General features: G+C 71.5%; 23 protein-coding genes. 10 read left to right on the plus strand and 13 right to left on the minus strand.

All coding sequences use genetic code 11. The features are described 5' to 3' along the window. Position 1 precedes the first annotated feature (1 nt). Positions 2-1,618 carry a class I adenylate-forming enzyme family protein gene (locus OG439_RS26630; protein WP_442792224.1) on the minus strand — a complete coding sequence of 539 codons (1,617 nt, stop codon included), beginning with the start codon at positions 1,616-1,618 and terminating at the stop codon, positions 2-4. 74 nt (positions 1,619-1,692) lie between these two features. Further along, positions 1,693-3,165, minus strand: a complete 1,473-nt coding sequence (locus OG439_RS26635) for a carotenoid oxygenase family protein (RefSeq protein WP_326943552.1) — start codon at positions 3,163-3,165, stop codon at positions 1,693-1,695. A 136-nt stretch (positions 3,166-3,301) separates the two neighbouring features. Here OG439_RS26635 and OG439_RS26640 point away from each other — a divergent pair, with 136 nt between their 5' ends. The 3 genes from OG439_RS26640 to OG439_RS26650 all read left to right on the plus strand — a co-directional run bounded on the left by OG439_RS26640 (position 3,302) and on the right by OG439_RS26650 (position 5,872). Continuing rightward, positions 3,302-4,258 carry a winged helix-turn-helix transcriptional regulator gene (locus OG439_RS26640; protein WP_326943553.1) on the plus strand — a complete coding sequence of 319 codons (957 nt, stop codon included), beginning with the start codon at positions 3,302-3,304 and terminating at the stop codon, positions 4,256-4,258. An 82-nt stretch (positions 4,259-4,340) separates the two neighbouring features. Then, positions 4,341-4,529 carry a DUF5302 domain-containing protein gene (locus OG439_RS26645; protein WP_247055714.1) on the plus strand — a complete coding sequence of 63 codons (189 nt, stop codon included), beginning with the start codon at positions 4,341-4,343 and terminating at the stop codon, positions 4,527-4,529. A gap of 119 nt (positions 4,530-4,648) precedes the next feature. Beyond that, the gene (locus OG439_RS26650) at positions 4,649-5,872 is read left to right on the plus strand and encodes an FAD-binding protein (protein ID WP_326943554.1); all 1,224 of its coding nucleotides are present in this window, start codon (positions 4,649-4,651) and stop codon (positions 5,870-5,872) included. A 1-nt stretch (position 5,873) separates the two neighbouring features. Here OG439_RS26650 and OG439_RS26655 read toward each other — a convergent pair whose 3' ends face one another. Continuing rightward, entirely contained in the window at positions 5,874-6,821 is a 948-nt protein-coding gene (locus tag OG439_RS26655) for an MBL fold metallo-hydrolase (protein WP_326943555.1), read from the minus strand. An 84-nt stretch (positions 6,822-6,905) separates the two neighbouring features. Between OG439_RS26655 and OG439_RS26660 the strand changes: the two genes are divergently transcribed. Beyond that, positions 6,906-7,895: a LysR substrate-binding domain-containing protein gene (locus tag OG439_RS26660; RefSeq protein WP_326943556.1), complete on the plus strand. Its 990-nt coding sequence runs from the start codon at positions 6,906-6,908 to the stop codon at positions 7,893-7,895. Positions 7,896-8,063: 168 nt separating this feature from the next. On the opposite strand, the gene OG439_RS26665 is transcribed toward OG439_RS26660, so the two are convergent. The 5 genes from OG439_RS26665 to OG439_RS26685 form a co-directional block, all read right to left on the minus strand. Next, positions 8,064-8,867: a serine hydrolase gene (locus tag OG439_RS26665; protein WP_326943557.1), complete on the minus strand. Its 804-nt coding sequence runs from the start codon at positions 8,865-8,867 to the stop codon at positions 8,064-8,066. Further along, the gene (locus OG439_RS26670) at positions 8,864-9,937 is read right to left on the minus strand and encodes a Glu/Leu/Phe/Val dehydrogenase dimerization domain-containing protein (protein WP_326943558.1); all 1,074 of its coding nucleotides are present in this window, start codon (positions 9,935-9,937) and stop codon (positions 8,864-8,866) included. Before OG439_RS26670 ends, OG439_RS26665 begins: the two co-directional genes overlap by 4 nt. Positions 9,938-10,099: 162 nt before the next feature. Beyond that, complete coding sequence (locus tag OG439_RS26675; RefSeq protein ID WP_326943559.1) at positions 10,100-11,293, minus strand: kynureninase; 1,194 nt, start codon at positions 11,291-11,293, stop codon at positions 10,100-10,102. Next, positions 11,290-12,084 carry a tryptophan 2,3-dioxygenase gene (locus tag OG439_RS26680; RefSeq protein WP_326943560.1) on the minus strand — a complete coding sequence of 265 codons (795 nt, stop codon included), beginning with the start codon at positions 12,082-12,084 and terminating at the stop codon, positions 11,290-11,292. The genes OG439_RS26675 and OG439_RS26680 overlap by 4 nt, the downstream gene beginning before the upstream one ends. Then, on the minus strand, positions 12,081-12,896 hold the full coding sequence (locus OG439_RS26685; RefSeq protein ID WP_326943561.1) for a PaaX family transcriptional regulator: 816 nt from the start codon (positions 12,894-12,896) through the stop codon (positions 12,081-12,083). Before OG439_RS26685 ends, OG439_RS26680 begins: the two co-directional genes overlap by 4 nt. Before the next feature lie 48 nt (positions 12,897-12,944). On the opposite strand from OG439_RS26685, the gene OG439_RS26690 reads away from it, so the two are divergent. From OG439_RS26690 to OG439_RS26705, 4 genes are read left to right on the plus strand one after another with little or no spacing between them, the layout of a single operon-like run. After that, a complete protein-coding gene (locus tag OG439_RS26690; RefSeq protein ID WP_326943562.1) occupies positions 12,945-13,697 on the plus strand; it encodes a creatininase family protein in 753 nt (250 codons plus the stop codon). Continuing rightward, on the plus strand, positions 13,690-15,198 hold the full coding sequence (locus OG439_RS26695; protein WP_326943563.1) for a benzoate-CoA ligase family protein: 1,509 nt from the start codon (positions 13,690-13,692) through the stop codon (positions 15,196-15,198). The genes OG439_RS26690 and OG439_RS26695 overlap by 8 nt, the downstream gene beginning before the upstream one ends. Then, positions 15,195-15,887: an SDR family NAD(P)-dependent oxidoreductase gene (locus OG439_RS26700; protein ID WP_326943564.1), complete on the plus strand. Its 693-nt coding sequence runs from the start codon at positions 15,195-15,197 to the stop codon at positions 15,885-15,887. The genes OG439_RS26695 and OG439_RS26700 overlap by 4 nt, the downstream gene beginning before the upstream one ends. Next, positions 15,884-16,711, plus strand: coding sequence for an enoyl-CoA hydratase family protein (locus tag OG439_RS26705; RefSeq protein WP_326943565.1), 828 nt, complete (start codon positions 15,884-15,886; stop codon positions 16,709-16,711). The genes OG439_RS26700 and OG439_RS26705 overlap by 4 nt, the downstream gene beginning before the upstream one ends. Here the strand turns inward: OG439_RS26705 and OG439_RS26710 are convergent. From OG439_RS26710 to OG439_RS26725, 4 genes are read right to left on the minus strand one after another with little or no spacing between them, the layout of a single operon-like run. Further along, the gene (locus tag OG439_RS26710) at positions 16,708-17,619 is read right to left on the minus strand and encodes an SMP-30/gluconolactonase/LRE family protein (protein ID WP_326943566.1); all 912 of its coding nucleotides are present in this window, start codon (positions 17,617-17,619) and stop codon (positions 16,708-16,710) included. The genes OG439_RS26705 and OG439_RS26710 overlap by 4 nt on opposite strands. Positions 17,620-17,629: 10 nt before the next feature. Continuing rightward, entirely contained in the window at positions 17,630-18,286 is a 657-nt protein-coding gene (locus tag OG439_RS26715; protein ID WP_326943567.1) for a histidine phosphatase family protein, read from the minus strand. Beyond that, positions 18,287-19,360: a phosphotransferase family protein gene (locus OG439_RS26720; protein ID WP_326943568.1), complete on the minus strand. Its 1,074-nt coding sequence runs from the start codon at positions 19,358-19,360 to the stop codon at positions 18,287-18,289. Continuing rightward, entirely contained in the window at positions 19,357-20,109 is a 753-nt protein-coding gene (locus OG439_RS26725) for an SDR family oxidoreductase (protein ID WP_326943569.1), read from the minus strand. The genes OG439_RS26720 and OG439_RS26725 overlap by 4 nt, the downstream gene beginning before the upstream one ends. A gap of 390 nt (positions 20,110-20,499) precedes the next feature. Here OG439_RS26725 and OG439_RS26730 point away from each other — a divergent pair, with 390 nt between their 5' ends. Beyond that, positions 20,500-21,441, plus strand: a complete 942-nt coding sequence (locus OG439_RS26730; RefSeq protein WP_326943570.1) for a hypothetical protein — start codon at positions 20,500-20,502, stop codon at positions 21,439-21,441. A gap of 4 nt (positions 21,442-21,445) precedes the next feature. Here the strand turns inward: OG439_RS26730 and OG439_RS26735 are convergent, their stop codons facing one another. Beyond that, positions 21,446-23,080 (minus strand): acyl-CoA synthetase, encoded by a 1,635-nt coding sequence (locus OG439_RS26735; RefSeq protein ID WP_326943571.1) that lies wholly within the window; start codon positions 23,078-23,080, stop codon positions 21,446-21,448. 151 nt (positions 23,081-23,231) lie between these two features. Between OG439_RS26735 and OG439_RS26740 the strand changes: the two genes are divergently transcribed. Next, the gene (locus OG439_RS26740) at positions 23,232-24,923 is read left to right on the plus strand and encodes a bifunctional 3'-5' exonuclease/DNA polymerase (protein ID WP_326943572.1); all 1,692 of its coding nucleotides are present in this window, start codon (positions 23,232-23,234) and stop codon (positions 24,921-24,923) included. The last annotated feature ends 129 nt before the right edge of the window (positions 24,924-25,052 follow it).

Here is a 25,052-nt window from a genome sequence, read left to right on the forward strand (position 1 = left end):
CTCACTCCAGACTCTCCCGCAGCTGCCGTTTCAGGATCTTCCCCACCGGGTTGCGGGGCAAGGCCTCCGCGTACTCCAGGCGTTCCGGCAGCTTGAACGCGGCGACCTTCCGCTCGCGCAGGTAGGCCACCAGGTCTTCGAGCGACGGCTTGCGCTCCCCCGGCACCACGACCGCGCAGACGCGTTCGCCCATCACCTCGTCGGGCACGCCGACGACGCCGACGTCCGCGACGTCCGGGTGCCCGGCCAGCAGGCCCTCGACCTCGGCGGGCGAGATGTTCATCCCGCCCCGGATGACCAGGTCCTTCGCGCGGTCGACGTAGCGCAGGAACTCGCCGCGCTCGCCGGCGATCTCGAAGACGTCGCCGGTGCGGAAGTGCCCGTCGTCGTCGAAGGCCGATGTGTCGAGCGGCTCCCCCAGCCGCGTCAGATACCCGGCGAACACCGTCGGCCCGGCGATGTGCAGCACGCCGGGCTGCCCGGGTTCGGTCACGAGCTCGCCGCTCACCGGGTCGTGCAGCCGCACCGACGTCCAGCCGGCGACCGGGGTCGACCAGGTGACGTCGGCGGCGTAGTTCGGGAAGAAGCTCGCGCGCTGGTCCGGATCCGGCAGGTCGATCGGGCCGGACAGCAGCGCGGTGCCCTCGTTGGAACCGAAGAAGTTGATGATGTCGATCCCGTGCCGTTCGGCCCAGGTGCGCACCAGCCACGGCGAGAGCGGCGCCGAGCCGGAGCCGATCTGCCGCAGCGCCGAGATGTCCACTCCGGACAGGATCTTTTCGTTGTGCAGCAACATGGTCAGCAACGCGGGCGGCGCGAGCGTGTACGTGACGCGCTCGGCCGCGAGCTGGCCGAGGAACACGGGCAGGTCGAACGGGTGGTGCGGCACGAACACCGCGCCGGTCTGCAGCCACGGCAGGAACATCCCGCCGATGCCGGCCATGTTCGTCATCGGGAACGGCGACAGCAGGACGTCGTCGCTCGTGAGGCCGGCGGCCTGCGCGCAGCCGCCCGCGGTGGCGAGCCAGTCGCCGTGACAGCGCGGGACCGCCTTGGGCTCGGCCTCGGTACCGGACGTCCAGCAGATCGTCACGCAGTCGTTGACGTCGGTGTCCAGTGTGGACAGGTGTTCGTCCAAAGCGGACTTGTCCGCCGTGGACAGTGGTTCTTCGGGCCAGGCCAGCGCGCCGGCCGGTTCGTCGTCCCCCCGGGCGACGACGAACCGGACCGACGGCGCCGCAACGCCCAGCCCAAGGGCCGCCCCGGCGAGCTCGTGCTCGCCGTATCTGGATGCGGTGATCACCCCGACGGCCCCGGTGCGCCGGCACATCGGGCCCATCTCGTGCTCCCGGTAGGACACCGGGAACGGGGTGACGATCGCGCCGATCCGCACGATCGCGAGGAACGCCTGGACCAGGGCCGAGCAGTTCGGCAGCTGCACGGCCACGACGTCTCCTGCTCGCACCCCTCTGGCGAGCAGGAACGCGGCCAGGACGTCGACACGTTCGTCGAGCCGGTTCCAGGTCCACCGCACGGGGTCGCGTCCGACCAGTGCGGTGGTGTTCGGTGGATCGACCAGCGCGAGACCCTCCGGGTCGGCACTGACCCGCTCCTTCACGAGCCGGTCGATCGTCTCCGCACCCCACCATCCCCGTGCCCGGAGATCCCGGGCACGACCCTCTCGATGGCACCTCATGCGCGGAGGCTGTCCAGCTGGTCCGCCCGGACCCACGTCGCGTGGAATCCGAGTGGCACCCGCTGGGGTAGCAGGACCCTGGCCACGGGTCCGGCAGCGAGATCGGCGGCGTCGAAGACGTCCAGTTCCGAGCGTCCCTCACGCTCGTCCTGCACGAACGTCACCAGATAACCGTCCGCCGAGTCGACGGATGCGCCATCGCGGGGTGCGAAGGGCGCCTCACTGCCCCACCGACCGGGACCGAACCGGTATTCGGTCTTGGAGCCGGCAAGATTGTCGTAGCGCACGAGCCCGTCGAACTTCAGCGTCGACTCGGGCGAGATGTGCACCGTGTAGGAGTACCGGTTCCGCGCGCCGACGCCCCGGGCGTCGACGGTCGGGAACTCGGTGTTGGCGTCGTCGAGCGGCGTCTCCGTGCACGCGCCGGTCCGCAGGTCGAAGCGGTAGCGGTGCAGCTGGGCGTCGAGCCGCAGGTAGGACAGCATCTTCGCCAGCGGCGTGTGCGCGTCGGCCCGCGGTTGCGGCTTCTGGACGCGGCAGACGTCGAGGACGACTTCGTCGCCCTCTTCCCAGGCGTTGACGACGTGGTAGATGTAGCAGGGGCTGGCCTCGAACCAGCGGATCTGGCTACCTTCCCCGTAGCGTGGCATGACCCCGAACCGGCTCGGCATCGAGCGGTCGAAGTGCAGCTTGTGGCGCCCCTGCTTCGCGGCCTGGAGGTCCTGGACCAGCGGCAGGTCCATCAGCACCGCGTAGTGCTCGGTGATGGCCATGTCGTGCGGCAGCCGCGGGCCGGGCAGCTCGATCTCGGTGGTCCTGACGACCTGGCCGTCCGCGCTGATGACGCCGTAGCGCAGGTAGGGCGGGCGCGGGCCGTAGTCGAACCAGAACAGCTCGCCGGTGGCCTCGTCCACCTTGGGGTGGGCCATCATGTCGCCGACCAGCGTGCCGAGGAAGTCCTCGGCGCCCAGCGTCTCCAGGGAGAGCGGGTCGACGCCGTACGGCGAGCCGCACAGGTACCAGGTGGCGAGGACGCGGCCGCGGTGGAAGACGACGTCGGTGTTGGCGTTGTCCTTCAGCCCCAGGCCGTGGCCGTTGCCGAAGGGGTTGCCCTTCGGGTTCTCCATGACGCCGGTCCAGAGGCCCTTGCCGGCTTCGGACTCGGCCTCGAAGGCCTTGGTGCGGACCCAGCGGTTGCGGTAGCGGGCCTTGCCGTTCTCCAGGTGGACGGCGTGGATCATGCCGTCGCCGTCGAACCAGTGGTAGCGGCCTTCCGGGGCGAACCGCGGGTTGGGGCCGTTGCGCAGGTAGACGCCGTTGAGGTCCTTCGGGATCTCGCCGATGACCTGCAGGTCCGCCGCGTCGATCTCGGTGCCGACCGGGGCGTAGACGCCCAGGAGGTAGGGGTTGGCCTCGTCGCCGTCCGCCGTCCGGGCCACCATGAGCGGCTGTTCGGAGGTGCTGGTCATCGGGCTTCTCCCTGGTTCTCGGGCTCACCGCGCTGGCTGATGGAGACGAGACTATGATTTGTGTAGCCAGGTGTCAATAGGCTTCTTTTCCTGTAGCCAGGTGTACGCTGGCCGCCGATGTAACAAGGGGGAACGCGTGAGTGAAGCGACTGCACAGCGGGTCAGGCCCGCGGGGGATCCACTCCGCAGGGCACTCGAACTGGTCGGTGACCAGTGGACGCTGCTGATCCTGCAGAGCCTCTTCCTGCGCTTCCGGCGGTACGAGGAGCTGCGCCTGCGCCTCGGCATCTCCCCGACCGCGCTTTCCGGGCGCCTGCGCGACATGGTGGAAGCTGGCCTGCTCACGCGCGTGCCGTACCGGGACGCCCGCCGGACCCGGCACGAGTACCGGCTCACCGAGCGCGGCCTCGAGCTGTGGCCGCTGCTGATCTCCATCTGGGCCTGGGAGCGCGAGTGGGTCGACGGCCGCCGCGAGGTGCTGCCGACGCTGATCCACCTCGACTGCGAGCTGACTACATCAGCGCCCCTCGGGTGCGGCGCCTGCGGCCGCCGGGTGGACGCGCGCGACGTCCGCGCCGAACGCCTCGACAGCACCGGCGTCGCCGCCGCGACGGCGTCCAAGCGCTTCCGCCGCAAGGACGCCGAAGGCCTGGCCGGCGACCCGCTGATGTTCTTCCCGGACACGATGGAACTGCTCGGCGACCGCTGGTCGACCGGGCTGCTGGTGTCGGCGCTGCTCGGCGCGCGGCACTTCTCGGAGTTCGAACGCGAGCTGGGCATCGGGCCGAGCGTGCTGTCGGCCCGGCTGAGCAAGCTCGTCGAGGTCGGCGTGCTGCGCACGGGCACGGCGGCCACGCGCACGGACGCGCGTGACTACCGGATGACGGCGAAGGGCCTGGCGTTCTTCCCGGCACTGGCGTTCATCGCCGAGTGGTCGCGCGGGTTCGAGGTCACCGGCCAGGAGCCCGACATCACGCTGAACCACGTCGAATGCGGCAACCGGCTGCGGCCGATGCTCCTGTGCGACCATTGCGGCCGTCCCCTGACCCGCAAGTCGGTGCAGTTCGGCGGAGTACCGACGCCCAAACGGTGACGGCGTGACCTAATCGACTCGCCATTCGCTCCGGCCACTGCCAGGCTGGAGTGGTCACACGTCGTCAGTTCCGGAGGTAAGCATGAGTGAACCGAATCCCTCGCCCAGCGGCGAGGAGGAGGACGACGTCAAGCGCAAGTTCCGCGAGGCGCTCGAGCGCAAGCAGGCGCACGCGCGCTCCGGTGCGTCGAACGAGAGCGGTGGCGGCAAGAACCAGCACGCCCACGGCCCGGCGGCGAACAAGCGCACGTTCCGGCGCAAGAGCGGCTGAGATCTCCCCGCCGAAGGCCCCCATCGCTCGCGGTGGGGGCCTTCGGCGTGTTCCGGGGGTTTCCCGTGTCTTCGATCCGAGCGGCACCGGTCCGCACGCGCCCCCGATACCGTGCGGAGATGAAGAACTGGGCGGGCAACCACCACTTCGCCGCGGACCGGATCGCCCGGCCGTCGAGTGTCGACGAGCTCCGGAAGCTGGTGGCGGACGCGCCGAAGGTCAAGGCGCTGGGCACCCGGCACTCCTTCAACGACGTCGCCGACTTCCCCGGCGGTGTCCTGGTCGACCTGGCCGGCCTCGACGTCCCCACGGTCGTCGACACCGCCGCGGCCACGGTCACCGTCGGCGCGGCGACCCGGTACGGCGACCTCGTCGACGCCGTCGACGAGGTCGGGTTCGCCCTGGAGAACCTCGCGTCGCTGCCGCACTGCACGGTCGCCGGCAGCGTCGCCACCGCCACCCACGGGTCCGGCGAGCGGGTCCGCAACCTCTCGGCGGCGGTGTCCGGCCTCGAGCTGGTCACCGCCGACGGCACGCTGCGCCGCTACACCCGCGAGCAGGACCCGGAGATCTTCCCCGGCCTGGTGGTCAGCCTCGGCGCGCTCGGCGTCGTCACGCGGGTGACCCTCGACCTCGTGCCGTCGTTCTCGGTGCAGCAGGACGGGTTCACGATCCCGTGGTCGTCGGTGCCCGACGGCTTCAACGAGCTGCAGGCCGCCGGGTACAGCGTGAGCCTGTTCACCCCCTGGGTCGGCGACATCGCGGGCCTGGTGCTGCTCAAACGCCGTGTCGGCGCGAGCGTGCCGGAGCTGAGCGAGTTCCACGGCGGGACGCGGATGACTTCGCCGCCGGGCGCGAATTTCACCGACTGGGGCGTGCCGGGGCCCTGGCACCACCGGCTGCCGCACTTCCGGCTGGACTCCGTGCCCAGCATCGGCGAAGAGCTGCAGTCGGAGTTCTTCGTGCGCCGCGCGGACGCCGTCGCCGCGCTGACCGAGATCCGCGCGCTCGGCGAGCAGCTGGCCACGGCCCTGCACGTGTCCGAGATCCGCACGGTCGCCGGCGACGACCTGTGGCTGAGCCCGTGCCACGGCGGGGACCGCGTCGGCATCCACTTCACCTGGCAGCCGAAGCCGGACGCGGTCGCGGCGCTGCTGCCGCTGATCCAGGAGCGGCTGGCCCCCTTCGGCGCGCGACCGCACTGGGGGAAGGTGTTCCACGGCGACGGGTGGGCCGCCGAGCGCTACCCGGAGCTGCCGCGGTTCCGGGCGCTGGCCGGGGAACTCGACCCGCGGGGTGCCTTCCGCAGCCCGTACCTGCGCAGGCACGTCTTCGGGGAGTAGCTCAGGGTGTGAACGAGCCCAGGTGGTCCAGCACCACGAACGCGCTGGCCGGGCTCGCCGCCGTCACCGCCTCGCGCAGGACCTCCAGGCCGCCGTTGGGGTCCTTCGCCTGGCCCAGCGGGAGGTCGAAGTCGTCCCAGTGCGTGGGGGCGACGTAGCGCGGGTGACCCAGGGTGCGCAGCAGGCGGGGCACGTACTGCGTCACCTTCGCGCCGCCCGCCGGGACCAGGACGACGTCCGGGCGCAGGCCGGCCAGCTCGGACTCGACGTAGTTCGAGCCGCCGAAGTCCAGGACGCTCGCGCCGCCGCCCGTCACCTGGTAGGCCAGCGTGCCGCCCTCGTAGAGGTCCTCGATGACCTTGGGCTTGTCACGCCGCGACAGCGGGCGCGAGCCGGGGAACGGCACCCGCGCCCGGTCGCCCGTCGCCGAGTGCAGGGACCGGAAGATCCGGATCGAGTAGCCGTCGAAGGTCAGGTCCTCACCGCCGTGCGCGATCGCGAGCTGGTCCTCCGGGGCGCCGAGGGCGGCCATGAGACTCAAATGGGTCTCGGTGCCGAAGACCGTCGCACCGGTGCGTTTGGCCAGGTAGGGGACGTCGGTGAGGTGGTCGTAGTGGCCGTGGGTGACAAGGATGTGGTCCGCACGCAGCTCGCCGCGGTCGAGGTAGCCGTCGATCAGCGCCTCGTTCACCGACAGCGGCGTCTTCGGGTCCGCGCCCGCCGGGGTGTACGTCCCGGTCTTGAACCGGGTCAGCCACGGGTCGATGAGGATCGTCTTCGTGCCGGTCGAGCCCGGCACGCGGATCTCCCAGCTGTTGTTCCCCCACCACCGCAACGTCATCTGCGACGTCCTCCTGGTGGCGGCCGAAGCCGCCGGCACCCCGGCGAGGATCGTGGCCGCCGCCGCGCCCGCGCCGAACAGCCCGCGTCTGCTGAGTCCTGTGTTCATGGCCGCCACCCGATCACGGGTCCGGCGCCGCTGTCCAAGATCGATCCGTCGGCATGTCGATATGTAAACAGCTATCATCGCAGCGTGGACCACCTCCGTTCGCTGCGGTACTTCCTCGTCGTCGCCGAGGAACTGCACTTCGGGCACGCCGCCGACCGGCTCGGCATCGCGCAGCCGCCGTTGAGCCAGCGGATCAAACGGCTCGAAGCCGAGCTGGGCGCGAAGCTGTTCGACCGCGGCCGCCGCGTCACACTGACCGAGGCCGGCGAGGTGCTGCGGACCGAGGCCCGGGACCTCCTCGCGCGCTGGGAGCGGATGACGTCGCTGGTCGCGAAGGCCGAGCGCGGCGAGCTGGACGCCCTGCGCGCGGGCGTGCCGCCGGAGCTGCCGGGCCGGGTGCTGGCCGCGATCCTCACGGCGTTCGCCGAGCGGTGCCCCGGCATCCGCCTCGACCTGCAGGAGCTGACCACCGCCGAACAGACCCGGCTGCTGGCCGACCGCGAACTGGACGCGGGGCTGCTGCAGCTGCCGGTCGACGTCGTCGGGCTCGACCTCGGCCCCGCGATCGACACGCCCCTGGGCGTGCTCCTCCCCCGCGACTCGCCACTGGCCCGCGCTTCGTCGCTGGCCTTGTCTGACCTGGCGGGCGAGGGTCTGGTCCACGCCCCACGCGCGGCGGCGCCGGGAAGTTACGACGCACTGCTACGCACGTGCTGGGAACACGGCTTCCGCCCGGCGGCCGTCCGGCACGCGCGCAACCCGGAGTTCGCGCTGGGCCTGGTCCTGGCCGGGCACGGCGTCGCGTTCGAACCGAGCCCCCGTAAGGAACCACGGGTGGTCTGGCGGCCGCTGCGGGAGCAGCTGGACGCGCGGATGGCGTTCGCCTGGCCGTCGTCGAGCCCGCACCCCCAAGCGGCGACGCTCGCGGAGATCGCGGCGGGGGTGCTGCGGGACGACGGGGTTTCACGGATCGTGCCCCCGGATCCGAGCGGCGCCCGCCCGTGGGACGTCTTCTACGACCGCGGCCACACCGGTACCGGTCGTGAGTGTTTAGGAGGGTTAGAACCCTCCTAAACACTCACGACCCCCAGCCGCAACGCCTCGGCAACCACAGACCGCCAGCCGGAACCGGCTGGTCACCAAAAGCAGGTCCGCCCTGAACACTCACGACCGCGGCTGACCGGCTCGGGCGGCCCCCACCACGTCGTGAGTGGTTAGGGCGGTTCTAACCGCCCTAACCACTCACGACCGCAGCTGCTCCACCGCCGCTCGGGCCGCGGTGCCGATGGCTCGGTCGATGTCCGGGCGGCGCAACGTTTCCGCTCCGCCCGCCGTGAACACCGCGATCGCGTACGACACTCCGTCCGGGTACGTCGCGATGCCGATCTCGTTGCGGATGCCCGGCATCGTGCCCGTCTTGGCCGCCACCGCGACGTCGGGCGGGAAGCCCGCGGTCAGGCGGTGCCAGCTGACCTGCGCCGAAAGCCACTCGCGGACCTGGGCTCCGGCGATGTCGTCGCTCCAGATCGCCGACAGCAGGCCGGTCATCTCGCGTGGGGTGCTTGCCGTCGTACGCAGGGGATCCAGGGCTCGCAGCGGAACGCCCGCCGCGGTGTCCTCGATGATCGTGCGCAGCAGGTCGCGCGGGGCGCCGATGATCGTCGTGCGGGTCAGGCCCAGCTCGGCCAGCAGTGACCGGACGTTCTCCACGCCGACGCGGTCGAACAGCAGGTCCGCGGCCGTGTTGTCGGACACCGACAGGGCCAGCTGGGCCGCATCGCGCAGGCTGTACTCGACGTCGTCGGCGAAGCCGGCCGAGCCGCTGCCGCCGAGGCGGTCCGCGGCCGTGGCGCGCACGCGGTCCGTCGGGTCGAGCAGGCCCGCCTCGACCTGGCGGGCGAACTCGAACGCCAGCGCCACCTTCACCACCGACGCCAGGACGACCGGCGCGTCGGCGTCGACACCCACACAAGCGGGAGAACCGAGCCGGCGGACGTGCAGGAAACCCCGCACGCCCACCGCCTCGAACAGAGAAGAAAGACTCACACGGTCATGATGGACCGCAGCCGGCCGACCTCCGCCATCCGCCGCTCGGCGAGCCGGTCGGCCGCCGTCGCCGGGGGGACGCCGTCGGCGTCGGCCAGCGCGAACACGGCCTTCGTCGTGTCGAAGATCGCCGTGGTCTTGCGCTTGGCGCGGGCGAAGTCGAACCCGTGGCGCTCGTCGTCGACCTGGATCACGCCGCCCGCGTTGACCAGGTAGTCCGGCGCGTACAGCACGCCGCGGTCGGCGAGCTGCTTGTCGACGCCCGCGTGCGCGAGCTGGTTGTTGGCCGCACCGCACACGATGCGCGCGCCCAGCACCGGCACGGTCTCGTCGTTCAGCACGCCGCCCAACGCACACGGCGCGAAGACGTCCAGCTCGGCGCGCAGCAGAGTGTCCACATCGGACACCGCCTTGACGTCCGGGTACAGCGAAAGGGTCCGCTCGATCGCCGGCGCGTAGACGTCGGTGATCGTCACCTGCGCCCCGGCCTCGACCAGGTGCCCGACGAGGATGTGCCCGACCTTGCCGACGCCGGCCACGCCGACGCGCTTGCCTGCCAGGTCCGGGCTGCCCCAGAGGTGCTCGGCCGAGGCCCGCATGCCTTGGAAGACGCCGAACGCGGTCAGCACGGACGAGTCGCCGGCGCCGCCGTCTTCGGGCGAACGGCCGGTGACGAACCGGGACTCGCGCGCCACGACGTCCATGTCGTGCACGTACGTGCCCACGTCGCAAGCGGTGATGTAACGGCCGCCCAGGGACTGCACGAAGCGCCCGTACGCGCGCAGCAGCGCTTCGGACTTGAGCGTCTTCGGGTCGCCGAGGATGACGGCCTTGCCGCCGCCGAGGTCGAGCCCGGCCAGCGCGTTCTTGTACGCCATGCCCTTCGACAGCGCGAGCACGTCGTCGAGCGCGTCGGCTTCGGTGGCGTAGGGGTGGAAGCGCGTCCCGCCCAGTGCGGGACCGAGCGCCGTGGAGTAGATGCCGATGATGGCCTTCAGGCCACTGGCTTCGTCGTGGCAGTACACGACCTGTTCGTGCCCGGAGCTCCGGGCGAACACTCCTTCGGTCACGGTGGTGACTCCTTTGTCTCCCGCGCCCGGTTCGTGGCCGGGACGCGCTTCGATGGTTGACGGGACCGAACGCGGAGGTCGTCCGCCCACGGGTTCCCGGCACCAACCTAGATCGCCGCCGCTCGCCGGACCAGTACAGGTCCCGCGATACGGACCGGTAACTCAGCCCCTGATCACCGCGCCGAGCGTGCCCATCGCCGTCTCCAGCTGCGTGTCGGAGAGGTACGGCGCCGGGCCGAAGCGCAGGTACGGCCCCCGGCTGTCGGTGCGGACGCCCTGCGCGGCCAGCGCGGCCTGCAGCGCACCGGCGTCGGCGCAGCGCAGCGAGAGGAAGCCGCCGAGCAGGCCGAGCGGCGTCTCGCGGTCGCGGGTGACGACGCCCTCGGGCAGCGCGAGCTTGTCGAAGACGTCGGCGAGCAGGCCCACCTGGTGCTGCGACACCTCGCGCAAGAACGCCGGTGTGAGGCCCTGCTCGGCGAAGAACCGCTGGACGCGGGCGCCGCGGTAGTGGCTCGCCGGGTCGTAGGTGGCGCCGGCGAACCGGTCGCCGCCCATGGCGTAGGCGACCCCGCCGGGACGCCGCTCGTCGGCGAGCGCGCCGAACTCGGCGTACCAGCCGGTGATCACCGGCCGCAGCTCCTGGGCGTGCGCGGGCAGCCGCAGGAAGCAGTTGCCCTCGCCCAGCTGCAGGTACTTGTACCCGCCGCCGAGCACCCAGGCGTTGGTCAGGCCCAGGTCGTGCAGCGGGAACGGCACCACGCCGAGCGCGTGGTAGGCGTCGACGACCAGCTCGATCGAGCGGTCGCGGCAGACGTCGGCGAGGTGCGCGAGGCCCGGGACCAGCCGGGACGTCTCGAAGAGCACGGCCGACACGAGCACCGCGGCCGTGTGGTCGTCGACCTCGGCGGCGACGCGCTCGGCCAGCGTCGTCACCGGTTCGACCGGCACGCGCACGACCTCGACGCCCTCCTCTTCGAGGCGCGCGAGCTGACGGCGCAGCGTGTGGAACTCGCCTTCGGTGGTGACCAGCCGTGGTCTTCGGGGCAGCTCCATCGCGGACAGGAACCGCAGCACCAGGTCGTGGGTGCTCGCGCCGAGCGCGTACTCGCCGTGCGGGTCGCCGAGCAGCAGGCGAAAGCCCGCGCGCAGCTCGTCGGCCTTCGCGAAGGCCCGTTCCCACTTCAGGTCGACGTCCCGGGCGGCGTCGGCGAAGGACTCGAGGAGCCCTTCTTCGGCGACGTCGGGCCAGGCCTGGTGCGAGTGCCCGGAGAGCAGGAGGCGTTCCCGCACCGAGAACCGCGTGTAGTGCGCGGCCAGGGCGTTCGAGTCCGCGCGGATGTCGTCGAGCGAGGTCACAATCGGCTCCGTACTGCCCAGAGATCCGGGAACATCGGCTGGAAGAGCGTGGTACGCAGGTAAGTCGCGCCGGACGAGCCCCCTGTCCCGGTCTTGTCGCCGATGGTGCGTTCGACCATCTTCACGTGCCGGTAGCGCCACTCCTGCATCCCTTCATCGAGATCCACCAGACATTCGGCGACGACCGACGGGCCGCCGTCGTCGCGGTACATGTCCAGCAATATCGCCTGCAGGGCCGGGGAGGGCTCCACCGGTCGAGTGACGTCTCGATCACACTCGACCGGGTAGCCAGAAGCCTTGAGGTACGCGAGGAAAGAGTCGAACAACGACGGCCGCGCCATCGCGTCGGCGATGCCCTTCCGCTGCTCGCCGCCTTCGGGGTAGTGCGCGAAGACGCGCTCGTCGCGGCGCCCGAGCACCGCTTCCAGCTCCCGGAACTGGGCCGACTGGAAGCCGCTGGAGGCGTCCAGCCGGGTGCGGAAGCTGGTGAACTGGCTGGGCGTCATGGTCTCCAGGACGTCGATCTGCGCGACGGCGACCTTGAGGATCGACAGGATCCGCCGCACGGTGCGGATCGCGTGCGCGGTCGTGCCCGCTTCGAGGCACTCCTGCAGGTACGTCGCTTCGTGCAGCATCTGCTTGAACCACAGTTCGTACACCTGGTGGATCACGATGAACAGCAGCTCGTCGTGCTCTTCCGAACGCGGCCGCTGGGCACCCAGCACCTCGTCCAGCGCCAGGTACGAGGTGTAGCTCAGCGCTTCCTGGGTCTTGGCGTCGATGTCGGTCATCCGTTGGTCACCTCGTCGAAGTGGCGCTGGGCCGCGGGGGCCAGCGCGGTGTACAGATCGTGGAACAACTCGACCGCGGCCGCCCGGTGATCCGGTGCGGGCACCAGGTCGGCGGGCAGTTCCGGGTCGAGCGAGGGGAACGCGCGGAAGGTGTGCACCAGCCGCGTGCGGACGTCGAACGCGGTCTTGTCGGTCAGCTCCTCGCCGCGGCAGCCGCCGAACTGCTCGACGAACGCCGTGTAGCGCGCGGCCAGCTCGTCGAGGTCCCAGGCCCGGCCGGCGAACCGGCGGACGTCGAGCGCGGCCGACGGCCGGCCGAGCAGCAGCCCGGCGTGCTCGGTGACGTCCAGCTCGCCGAGCAGCGCGAGCACCTCGGCCTCGCGGTCGTGCGGGGCGATCCAGGTGCCGTCCGCGTACGGCCCGAAGCCGAGGAACCGCAGCCGCCGCACCAGCCGTTCGCGGGCCTGGCGGCGGGTCTCGGGGATGCTCTGCCACAGCACCGTCCACTCGCCCGCGGCGCGCTCGCGGCGGCCGAGGGAGAAGATCCGGTGGTCGCCGTCGGCGAGCAGGGCGACCGTGCGGCGGGTCAGCGAGTAGTGCACCGTGCGGCCTTCGCGGTGGCGCGTGAGCAGGCCGCGCCGCACCAGTCGGGTGAGCGCGATCCGGGCCGCGCCGTCGGAAAAGCCCAGCTCGGCGAGCACCGCGACCAGGCCGCCCGACCACACCCGGCGCGTCTCGCGCGGGTGGACGTAGCTGCCCAGCAACGTCACGACCAGCTCCTGGGGGCTGGCTTCGAAGGCGTCGACGGGCACGGGCGCAACTCTATACACCTCAGGCCGCTGCGGTGTAGCTTGATTTGCGTGACGTACTTCGCGGACCTCAGCTCGCGCCAGGTCGGCGCGCTCGCGTCGGGTGACCGCGTCCCGGTGCTGCTGCTCCCGCTGGGCGCGGTCGAGCCGCACGGCCCGCACGCGCCGCTGGGCACGGACCCGCTGATCTCGCGCGGCATGTGCGAGCGCGCGGCCGCCCGGCTGGCCGCCGACGACGACGTCCGGGTGCTGATCCTCCCGGAGATCCCGTACGGCGTGACGCGGTTCGCGGCCGGGTTCGCCGGCGGCATCCACGTCGGCGAGGAGACGCTGCACGCGCTGCTGGTGGACGTCGGTGCCGCGCTGATCGGCCAGCGCCTGCCGCGGATCCTGCTGGTCAACAACCACTTCGAGCCCGCGCACCTGGTCACGCTGCGGCGCGCGGTGGAGACGCTCAACTTCGCCTACGCCGGGCACGTCGCGCTGCTGGACCTGGTGCGGCGGCGGCACGCGCAGCGCCTCACCGAGGAGTTCCGGTCGGGTGAGTGCCACGCCGGGCGGTACGAGACGTCGCTGGTGCTGGCCGACCGGCCGGAGCTGGTCGACCAAGCCGTCATGCGGGAGCTGCCGCACGTCCCGGTCAGCCTGGCCTCGGCGCCGTCCGATGGCGGCTTCGTCGAAATGGGGATGGCCGACGCCTACTGCGGCAAGCCCGCCGAAGCGACGGCGGAAGAGGGCGAAGAGACCTTCTCAGTGCTGACCGATCTGCTGGTGGAAGCCATCCGGGAGCTGGCCCGTGCCTGAGCCGTTCAACCTCGCGTCCTACTTCGTCGACCGGCACGCGTCAACGGACCGGACCGCGTTGTTCGTCGGCTCGCGGGAGGTCGGTTACGCGTCGCTGGCGAAGCTGGTCAACCGCGCCGGGAACGTGCTGCGCGACGCCGGTGTCCGAAGTGGACAGCGGGTGCTGCTGGCCCTGAGCGACGGCGAGGAGTTCGTCGCCACCTGGTACGGCGCCCAGAAGATCGGCGCGGTCACCGCCGAGGTCTACCCGTTCCTGCAGCCCAAGGACTACGCGTACTACCTGGGGTACACCGAGGCCGTCGCGGTGATCGCGGACGCCGTCACGCTGCCCGCACTCCGCGAGGCGGGCGCACGGAACCTGCTGGTCACCGGGGTTCCCGAGAGCGAGTTACGGCCGGGCGAACGTCCATTCCGGACACTGCTCGACGCCGCGTCCGACGAACTCGAAGCCGCGCCGACCACGCTGGACGACGTCGGGATCTGGAAGTTCACCACCGGCAGCACCGGCGCGCCCAAGGCGTGTGTCCATCCGTTGCGGAGCGCGAAAGAGAGCTTCGAGCGGTACGCCGTGCAGGTGCTCGGATTGCGTGAGGACGACCGGGTTCTCGCCGTGCCCAAGCTGTTCTTCGGGTACGCGCGCGATCTGGTGGCGCTGTTCCCGTTCGGCGTCGGCGCGGCCGGGATCGCGTTCCCCGAACGCAGCACGGCGGACCTGATGTTCGAGCTGATCGCGCGCTACCGCCCGACCGTGCTGGTGAACGTGCCGACCATGATGAGCGCGATGATCGCGCACCCGGCCGCGGCGGAGCAGGACCTGAGCTGCCTGCGCATGACGACGTCGGCGGGTGAGGCACTGCCCGCGGAGCTGCACCGGAAGTGGGACGCGGCGTTCGGCGTGCCGGTGGTCGACGGCATCGGGTCGTCCGAGGCGTACCACATCTACCTGTCCAACCGCCCCGGCTCGGCGCGGATCGGGACGCTCGGCACCGAGGTGCCCGGGTACACCGCGCAGGTCGTCGACGAACTCGGGAACCCGTTGCCCGACGGCGAAATCGGGCCGCTGCGGGTCACCGGGCCGACGATCGCGCTGGAGTACTACGGCGACGCCGAGAAGTCCGCGAAGACGTTCGACGGCGACACGCTGACGTCGGGTGACCTGTTCAGCCGGTCCGACGGGTTCTTCCGGCACCACGGCCGCGCGGACGCGCTGCTCAAGGTCGGCGGCGTGTTCGTCGCGCCCGGCGAGATCGAGGACTGCCTGCTCGGCCACGTGGCCGTGATGGACTGCGCGGTCGTCGGCCACGAGGCCGGCGGCCTGGTGCTGCCGCGCGCGTACGTCGTGCTCGCGCCGGGCGCGTCGGTGGCCGCGGACGAGCTGAAGGACCACGCGAAGGCACATTTGGCCAAGCACAAATACCCCCGTGAGGTGGTCTTCGTGACCGAACTCCCCCGCACCGCCAACGGCAAGCTCGACCGGCGCGCGCTGGCGGCCCGCCCGTGAGCCGCCTGGTCGTGGTCACCGGCGGCACCCGCGGCATCGGCGCGGCGATCGCGTCGCGGTTCCGCGAAGCGGGTGACACCGTGCTGGCGCCGGGGCGCGCGGAATGCGATGTCACCGACGAGAACGCCGTCTCCGAGTACTTCGCGGCGGCAGGCCCGGTGGACGTCCTGGTCAACAACGCCGGGATCTCTTCCAGCGCACCGGTTTCCCGGACCACTTTGGACGATTGGCGGCAGCAGATCGACGTCAACGCGACCGGGGCGTTTCTGTGCACCCGCGCGGTGCTGCCGGGGATGCGCTCACGGGACAGCGGCCGGATCGTCACGGTCGCGTCGACCGCCTCGCACGTCGGTTATCGCTACACGGCCGGCTACACGGCGTCGAAGCACGCGGCGGCCGGCCTGATGCGGGCGGTCGCGGCGGAGCTGGCCGGCACCGGCGTCACGGCGAACGCGGTGTGCCCGGCGTTCGTCCGCACCGACATGACGGCGACGTCGGTGGCGCGGATCCAGGAGCGCACCGGGCGCGATTCTTCCTCCGCGGAAGCTGCTTTGGCGGCGGCGTCTCCGCTGGGCAGACTGCTGGAACCGGACGAAGTGGCGTTCGCGGTGTCCTTCCTGGCGGCCCCCGAGGCCGCCGCGATCAACGGCCAGACCCTCGTACTCGACGGCGGAGGAATCCAGCTATGAGCCCGTTCCGCGCGACCGCACCGCTCACGAAGGAGTGGGAGCACTTCGAGTTCACCGTGGCCGACGGCGTCGCCACGGTGACGCTCGACCGGCCCGAGAAGCTGAACGCGCTGACCTTCGACGTCTACGCCGACCTGCGTGACCTGATCATCGAGCTGCCGCAGCACGAGGACGTCCGGGTGCTGGTGATCACCGGGCGTGGCCGCGGGTTCTGCTCGGGCGGCGACGTCGAGGAGATCATCGGCGAGCTGCAGAAGTTCGAGACGGCGGAGCTGCTGGAGTTCACGCGCATGACGGGCGCGGTGGTGAAGGCCCTGCGCGAGTGCCCGCTGCCGGTGATCGCCGCGGTCAACGGCGTCGCGGCGGGCGCGGGTTCGGTGATCGCCCTGGCGAGCGACTTCCGGCTGCTGGCGCAGTCGGCGAAGTTCGCGTTCCTGTTCACGAAGGTCGGTTTGGCCGGCGCGGACATGGGCTCGGCGTACCTCCTGCCGCGCTTGGTGGGCCTGGGCCGCGCCACGGAACTCCTGATCCTGGGCGACAAGGTGTCGTCCTCCCGTGCCGCCGAGATCGGCCTGGCCACACAGGTGGTTCCCGATGAGGACCTGCCCGCCGCCGCCACCGCTTTGGCCCGCCGCCTGGCGGACGGCCCGGCGCTGGCGTACGCGACGACGAAGGTGCTGCTGACCCGCGAACTGGACATGGACCTGGGCAGCGCGATCGAGCTGGAAGCGATGACCCAGGCGCTGCTGATGACGGCAAAGGACCACAAGGAGTTCTACGCGGCCTGGTCGGCGGGCCGCGAACCCCGCTGGACCGGCCGCTAGACCCGCGTCACCGCGATCTTCGACTCCTCCAGTGAGCCGAAGTACAGCTGGCCCCGCCACTCGCGGACGCCCACCAGCATGTGGAAGCCGTCGATCTCGCCGCGCAGCTCGCGGTGCACCTTGCCGTCCGGCGCGACGCCCAGCACGCCGACCTCGCGGCCCGGGCGGGGCTGCAGCCACGTCGGAAGCGCGCGGACGCCGGCTCGCAAGAACGTCGGCAGTCGCCGGACCACGTCCAAAGCGGCCACCTTCGGCGACGCCTGCGTGATCCAGATCAGGCCGTCCGTGCCCGTGGAGATGTTGTCCGGGAAGCCCGGCAGGTCGTCGACGAGGACGTCGGAACGGCCGTCGTCCAGCCAGACGCGCGTCACCCGGCAGGCGCCCGTCTCCGCGACCGCCACGAACGACTCGTCCGGGGCCAGCGCGACACCGTTGGCGAACTGGAGGCCGTCGAGGACCAGGTCGATCGCGCCGTCCGGGGTGCGGCGCAGCAGGCGGCCGCCGGCGGTCTGCTCGATCAGGTCGTCACGCCAGTTGTCGATGCCGAAGCGGCGCGAGGAGTCCGTGAAGTAGATCGTGCCGTCCGCGGCCACCGCGGCGTTGTTGCAGAACACGAAGTCCAGGCCCAGCGCCGACGTCGCCAGGGTTCTCGGCGTGCCGCCGGCCAGCGGCATCACCAGCAGCCCGGCCCGCGCGTCGCAGATCAGCAGCTCGTCGTCGCCGTACAGCTCCAGGCCCAGCGGACGGCCGCCCGTGTCGGCGATGGTCTCGGCGCCGCGGCCGTCCGCGGTGTGCCGCAGGATGCGGCCGTCGTCGACGCCGGTGTAGATCCGGCCCTCGCCGTCGAGGACGACGTCCTCCGGGCCGTGGCCGCCGACCTCGAGGAGCGTGACTTCGCCGAACCGCATCGAACGTCTCCTACCGGTAGGTGAGCAGCTGGGCCGCGTCCGCTTCGAAGTGCGGATGCTCGTTGAACGACAGCATCGTGACGCCGCCGCGGCCGGACACCAGCTTGGTGATCCCGCCGTTGACGGTGACGCGGTTGAGCTTGAGCAGGCCCACCTCGGGCGTGCCCAGGAGCGCGCCGCAGACGGTGGCGATCACGCCGCCCGAGGTGAACACGACCGCGTGCTCCCCCTTGCCCAGCGTCGCGACCAGGTCTTCCAGCGCGCCGCGGCAGCGGGCGAGGAAAGCGGGCCACGTCTCGGCGCACGGCCCGTCGGCGCCTGCCTCGATCCACGACGTCAGCGCCTTGTCCAGCACCCCCTGGTAGGCGCGCGAGTCCTCCTGCGGCGCGCCGCCCACGTGGTGCACGCCGATGTCGACGTGGTCGTACTCGTTCCAGCGCGGGTCCTCGGCCACCGGGACGTCGGTGCCCAGCACCTTCAACGCCGTCGCCGCGGTGTCGCGCTGCCGGGCGAGCGTGCCCGACCGGACCTGACTGAAGGAGACGTTGCGGCGCAGCAGTTCCGCACCGACCACAGTGGACTGTTCGAAGCCGCGCGGGGACAGCGCGTCGTAGTCCGCCGCGCCGAACGACGCCTGTCCGTGCCGGACCAGGTAGATCGCGCCCACTCAGACCTTCCCCTTCGCGATGATCTCGCGGCAGCGCCAGTCGAGGTAACCGACGAACTGCCAGAAGTCCTTGAACGCCGGGTTGCGCGTGGCGCCGTCGTGGTAACGCCGGTAGAGCTGCTGCAGCACCGCGGCGAGCCGGAAGAGGCCGTAGACCTCGTAGAACCGCCAGTCGCCGATCTCCAGCCCGGTCTTCCCGGCGTAGCGCGCGACGAACTCCTCGCGGGTGAACGTGCCCTGCAGGTGCGTCGGCTGGCGGCGGCTGGCCTGCATGACGTCGTCGTCGCCGGCCTCCACCCAGTACGCCAGCATGCTGCCCAGCTCCATCAGCGGGTCGCCGAGCGTCGCCATCTCCCAGTCGAGGACGCCGGTGATGTTCAGGGTCGACGGGCCGTCCAGCACCAGGTTGTCGAGGCGGTAGTCGTTGTGGATCAAGCAGATCTTGACCTCGCCAGGCTGGTTCGAAGCCAGCCACTCGCGCACCTCGGCGAAGTCGCCGACGTTGTCCGTGCGCGCCGCGGTGAACCGCTCCGACCAGCCGCGGATCTGCCGCTCGACGTACCCCGCGCCCTTGCCGAGGTCGCTCAGCCCGGCGCGCTCGACGTCGACGGCGTGCAGGTCGACCAGCCGGTCGACGACCTTGCCGGACAGCTCGCGCGCCTGCTCCGGCGCCAGCGTCATGCCCTCGGGGAGGTCGCCGCGCAGGATCAGGCCGTCGAGCTTCTCCATCACGTAGAAGTCGCCGCCGAGCACGGCCGGGTCGTCGCCGAAGGCGAGCATCTTCGGCACGTACGGGAACACCGGCTTGAGGGCGTGCTGCACGCGGTACTCGCGCCGCATGTCGTGCGCCGACGCGGCTTTGTGCCCGGCCGGCGGGCGGCGCAGGATCAGCTCCCGGCCGGGGTAGGTCAGCAGGTAGGTCAGGTTCGACGCGCCGCCGGGGAACTGCCGGACCCGCGGTGGTTCGTCGTCGAGGCCTTCGACGCGGACCGCCAGCCACTCGTGCACCGCGGCGGCGTCGAAGACGTCCTCGGCGCGGACGTCGACCGTGCTGTCGGTGCTGTTGATGCTCACGCGAACTTCCGCAGGATCCAGACCGGCACGACGCGCATCGCGAGGCTGAGCGGCACCCACGGCCACGCCGGGACGTACGCCCGCGAGCCCTCGGCCTCGATCGCCTTCACCAGCGCGCGGGCCCCGGCGTCGGCCTTGGCCAGCAACGGGTTCCGGCCGATCCGGTCGTTCATCTCGGACTCGATGTAGCCCGGCCGGATGTCGGTGACCTTGATGCCCTTGCGCTTCAGCTCGGCGCGGGTGCCGTCGACGAACGTCGAGATGCCCGCCTTCGACGCGGCGTACGCGGTGAGGTTGCCGGGCAGGCCGCGGATCGCGCTGAACGACGAGACGACGGCGATGTGCCCGGAGCCCTGTTCGCGGAAGATCCCGGCGGCGGCTTCGATCTGCGCGGCGGCCGCGACGAAGTTGACTTCGAGGGTCTGGCGGTTGGCGTCGAACCGGCCCTTGCCGACCGGCTGCCCCTTCCCGAGCCCGGCGTTCACAATCACCCGGTCGAGGGACCCCAGCTCGGTGCGGAACTCCTCGAAGACGCGGAAGACGCTGTCGTGGTCGGTGACGTCCAGGGTGCGCGTCACGACCTTGATCCCGGGGTGGGCCGCCATCAGCTCGGCGGCGAGTTTCTCCAGGCGCTCCGTGCGCCGGGCGCACAACGCGAGGTTGCGTCCCTTCGCCGCGAACCGCCGGGCCATGCCCTCGCCCAAGCCGCTGCTCGCGCCCGTGATCAGGATGTTCTTCCGGAGCGTCATGGACCGGATGCTACCCGGTGGTAATAAGACCGGTGGCCCGGCGCTGGGGGCGTCGCCGGGCCACCGGTCATCGCGCGGCCACACCGGCCGGTCGCACAACGCGGCCGGGTGAACCGGAGCCGGAACCGCTCACGCGGCCGGTTCGCCTGCGCCCGGGTGGGCCGTGAGGGGGAGGCGGTGCCACCGGCGCAGGCAAGTCATACAAGCGCGTCCGCCCAGGCCGGGGCAATGGTTCACAGTTGCCAGTACTAGCCCGTTCGCCCGAGTGGACGCACGTCCGGAGCGATCGACAGCCCCGGTGAAGAGGGACGCGGATCATGCCCGGAATCCTGCTAACGTGCACCGTGTCGGGGATCGTCGGGGGACGGCACGGGGCGGGTCGGATCGGCAATGGCGGGCAGCACGGCGGACCACGTGGTGAGCGGCGGTCAGGAAGGTGAACGCACCGCGTTCGCCACCCGGCTGCGCGCGGCCATCGCCACCAGCGGGCTCTCCCTCGACCGCATCCAGGCCCGGCTGCGGGCCCGCGGCGTCGTCGTCAGCGTCACCGCGCTCAGTTATTGGCAGTCCGGCAAAAGACAGCCGGAGCGGCAGAGCTCCCTGTCGGCGGTGCGCAGCCTCGAAGAAATCCTCGACGTCCCCGCCGGATCCCTGCTGGGCCTGCTGCCCCCACCACGCCCCCGCGGCGGCGCCGGGAAGCGCCAGGCCGGCGGCGAGCCCATGTCGTTCCCACGCGAAGTGCTGCTGCCGATGCTCGCGAAGGTCGGGGCACCGGACGCGCTCGAGCGCCAGCACCCGCTGAAGATGGTCGGGCTGCACGACCTCTGCGAGATCGCCGAGGACGGCGGCCAGCGCTCGGTGACCGCCCGCGCGGTCTTCCAGGCCGGCACCGACGGCCTGGACCGCTGGCTGCTGGTCTACACCCAGGACGACCCGGCCGCCGGGCCACCGGAGCTGCACGCGGTGCGCAACTGCCGCGTCGGGCGCGCCGAGGTCGACGAGAAGCACGGCCTCGTCGTCGCCGAGCTCGTCTTCGACCAGCCGATCGACCGCGGCGAGACGCACCTGATCGAGTACACCCTGACCAACAGCGGCCCGCCGTACCCGGAGTGCCGCAACACCCACTACCGCGAGTTCCGCCGCCCGGTGCGCGAATACCTGCTGGAGGTCCGGTTCGCGCCGGGCACCGCGCCCGGGCACTGCTGGCAGTACTCGCGCAACGACACCGCCGGCTCGATGTCGCGCCGCCCGCTGAAGCTGGACGGCGCGGACGGCGTGCACGCCGTGGCCCTCGACTTCGGCCCCGGCGTCTTCGGCATCGACTGGGAGTAGCGACTCAGGAAAGCTTGGTGCGCAACACCTTCCCGGTCGCGTTGCGCGGCAGCTCGTCGAGGAACTCGACGTCGCGGGGCACCTTGTAGCGCGCCAGGTTCGCCTTGACGTAGTCGCGGACCGCGTCGACGTCGAGGTCCGCGCCGTCGGCCAGGACGACGAACGCCTTGAGCCGCTGGCCGAACTCCGGGTCCTCGACGCCGATCACCGCCGCCTCCAAGACGTCTTCGCGCTCGACGAGGAGGTTCTCCACCTCGATCGGGAACACGTTCTCGCCGCCGGAGACGATCATCTCGTCGTCGCGGCCGTCGATGAACAGGAGGCCGTCCTCGTCGAAGTGGCCGACGTCGCCGCTGGAGAGCAGGCCGTCGATGATCTCCTTGTGGCGGCCGTCGGTGTAGCCGCCGAAGCTGAGCCCGCTGCCGACGAACACGCGGCCGGTGACGTGCGGCTCGGTGACCCGGCCGCCCTTTTCGTCGTACAACGCGACTTTGCAGCCGACCGGCGCACGGCCGACCGTGCCCGGGGCCTTCACCCAGTCCTCCGGTGTCGCGACGGTGGCCACGGCGACCTCGGTCGAGCCGTACAGGTTGTGCACGACCGGGCCGAACGCCTCGTTGGCGCGGTTGCCCAGATCCGGCGACAGCGCCGAGCCGGCGACGAAGACGATCCGCAGCGACGACGTGTCGTACTTGCCGAGGACGTCCTTCGGCAGGTCGACGATGCGCTGCAGCATGGTCGGCACGAGCACCAGCGCGGTGCACTTGTGCTCGGCCACCCCGCGCAGTGTCTCTTCGGGACTGAACTTGCGGCGCATCACGACCGTCGAGCCGAGCGCGAAGGACAGGATGAACTGCGACAGGCCGGTGCCGTGGAACAGCGGCGCGCCCATGTACGTGGCTTCGTTGGCGCGCAGCGGGATCCGGTCGAGGAACTGCGCCGAGGCCAGCGCCGAGGTGTGCGGCCGCGGCGCGCCCTTCGGCGTCCCGGTGGTGCCGCTGGTCAGCAGCACGAACCCGCCCGGCTTGGCGGGCGCGGGCCACGGCCGGTCGTCGGTGCTGGCGATGATCTCGGCGAGCACCGGGACGTCCCGGTCGGACAGGTCGCTGTCGGCGTCCACCCAGGCCAGGTAGCGGTCGACGTTCTCCGGCATGGCGTCGAGCAAGCCGGTGAACTCCTGGTCGTACACCAGCGCGGTGACGTTCTCGCGCTTCGCGACGTCGGCCAGCTGCGGCTTGGCGAAGCCGGTGTTCATCAGCAGCAGGCGCACGCCGAGCTTGCCGGCCGCGGCCATCGTGAGCACCAGGCCGCGGTGGTCGCGGCACAGCGCGGCGACGACCTGGCCGGGCTTGATCCCGCGCTCCGACCAGGCCCGGGCCAGCGCGTTCGACTGGTCGTCGAGCTGCTTGTAGGTGAGCGGGCCGACCTCGTCGACGATGCCGACGGCGGTCGGGTCACGGCGCGCCGAGATGTGGTTGGCGCCGGCGAACGGCCCGTACTTGCGGATCGCGACCAGGGACCGGAGGCCTTCGTCGACGCGGGGGAAGGGCACCAGCCCGGCCCGCCGCATCACGTCGACACTGCGCGCCGTCTCGGCCACCTTGTCCGCCACCTGCGTGGCGAGCGCGACCAGACTCATCCGGGCACCTCCGTTGCTGCGGGAAGAGACCCACGCCGACGGCACGACGTACCGGCGGTATGGGGGCTACTCGACAGTAAACCAAGCCCGTCGCCCCCGCACCAGACGCACTCGCTCCAAAACTGTCGGTGGTGGTCGGCACAATGAGTCCGTGCAGGTGATCGCGGGGCAGGAGGAGGACGGGAGCTTCACCGTGCACTCGCCGTCCTCGACCGTGACCGGCCTGGACGAGGCGGGTTTCGCGGCGTTGGCCCGGGAGCTGGAGGCCGCGCTCGACCCGCGGTGGGTGTTCCCGTCCGTCGAGGTCACCTACCCGGTGCTGGTGGCGGCCGGGGTCCGGCTGCGGCGTTGTCACGACCTCTCGCTGGCCGAGGGGCTGCTGCTGGCGCACGCGGGTCAGGAGGGCCAGTCGCGGAGCCTGCGCGCGGCCTGGGCCAGGGCGAACGGTGAGGAACCGCCGTCGGATTCGGCGACCGTCGAGCTGGCTCAGCCGACGCTGTTCGACACCCGGACGCCGACGCTGCCCGACGGCGTGACGGTCGTCACGGCCGTCAAGCGCGTGCTCGCGGAGCAGGACCGGCGGGCCGCGGCGGTCGAGCACCCGGACCGGTTCCGGCTGCTGCTGGCCGCGGAGTCGGCGAGCGCGCTGGCCGCGGTGGAGATGGCGGCCGACGGCCTGCCCTGGCGCGCGGACCTGCACGAGGCGCTGCTGGTCTCGCGGCTCGGTCCCCGCGTGCCGGCCGGGCACCGGCCGAAGGTGCTGGTGGAGCTGGCGGCGAAGATCACCGAGGCGTTCGGCGGGCGGGCGGTCAACCCGGACTCGCCGCCGAGCGTCGTCCGGGCACTGGCGCGGGCCGGGATCGAGATACCGTCCGCGCGGAAGTACTTCCTGAAGGGGATCGACCACCCGGCGGTCGGGCCGTTGCTGGAGTACAAGGAGCTGTCGCGGCTCTACACGGCGAACGGCTGGACGTGGCTCGAGGAGTGGGTCACCGACGGCCGGTTCCGCCCGCACTACGTCGTCGGCGGCGTGGTGTCCGGGCGGTGGGCCAGCCGCGGCGGCGGGGCGTTGCAGATCCCGAAGGTGCTGCGCACGTGTGTCCGCGCGGACCCGGGCTGGAAGCTGGTGGTGGCCGACGCGGCGCAGCTGGAACCCCGGGTGCTGACGGCATTGTCGGGCGACCGCCGCCTGGCCGACGTCGCGGCGGCGACGGACCTGTACGCGCGCCTCGGCGAGGCGCTGTTCTCGGGCGCCCGCTGGGTCCCGCTGTCACCGGACGACGACCGCGACGACCGGGCCCGCGCGAAGATCGCGATGCTGTCGGCGATGTACGGCGGCACGTCCGGCGAAGCGGGGCCGTTGCTGGCCTTGTTGCGCCAGCGGTTCCCGGACGCGGTGTCCTATGTGGAGCATGCGGCCCAAGCGGGCGAACGCGGCGAGCGCGTCCGTTCTCGTCTCGGCCGCACCTCCCCTGCCCCCTCCGCGGCCTGGCGCGCCCTGACCGGCGGCCTGGCGTCGGACGAAGCGGCGGAGCTGAAGGCCCGCCGGGCGTCACGGGGCTGGGGCCGGTTCACGCGCAACTTCGTCGTCCAGGCGAGCGCGGCGGACATGACGGCGGTGATGCTGGCCACGCTCCGCCGTCGCCTCCCCGCCCCCGCCCACCTGGTCTTCTTCCAGCACGACGAGGTGATCGTCCACACCCCGGCCGAGCTGGCCGACGTGGTCTCGTCGTCCATTGTGGACAGCATCACGGAGGCGGCGACCATGCTGTTCGGCGAGGCATGCCCGGTCCGCTTCCCGATGCACATAGCCCCGGTCGACACCTACGCCGACGCGAAGTAACCGAGTCACGCGCCCAATCACGCGAGTTACGTCTTCAATCACGCGAGACCCGCCGCTGATCACGCGAGTTCGGAGCCCCGGCACACGAGCCGACCCTCCAGGTACGCGAGCCGACCCTCTGAGTACGCG

This window comes from Amycolatopsis sp. NBC_01307 (assembly GCF_035975215.1).
Classification (GTDB): Bacteria; Actinomycetota; Actinomycetes; order Mycobacteriales; family Pseudonocardiaceae; genus Amycolatopsis.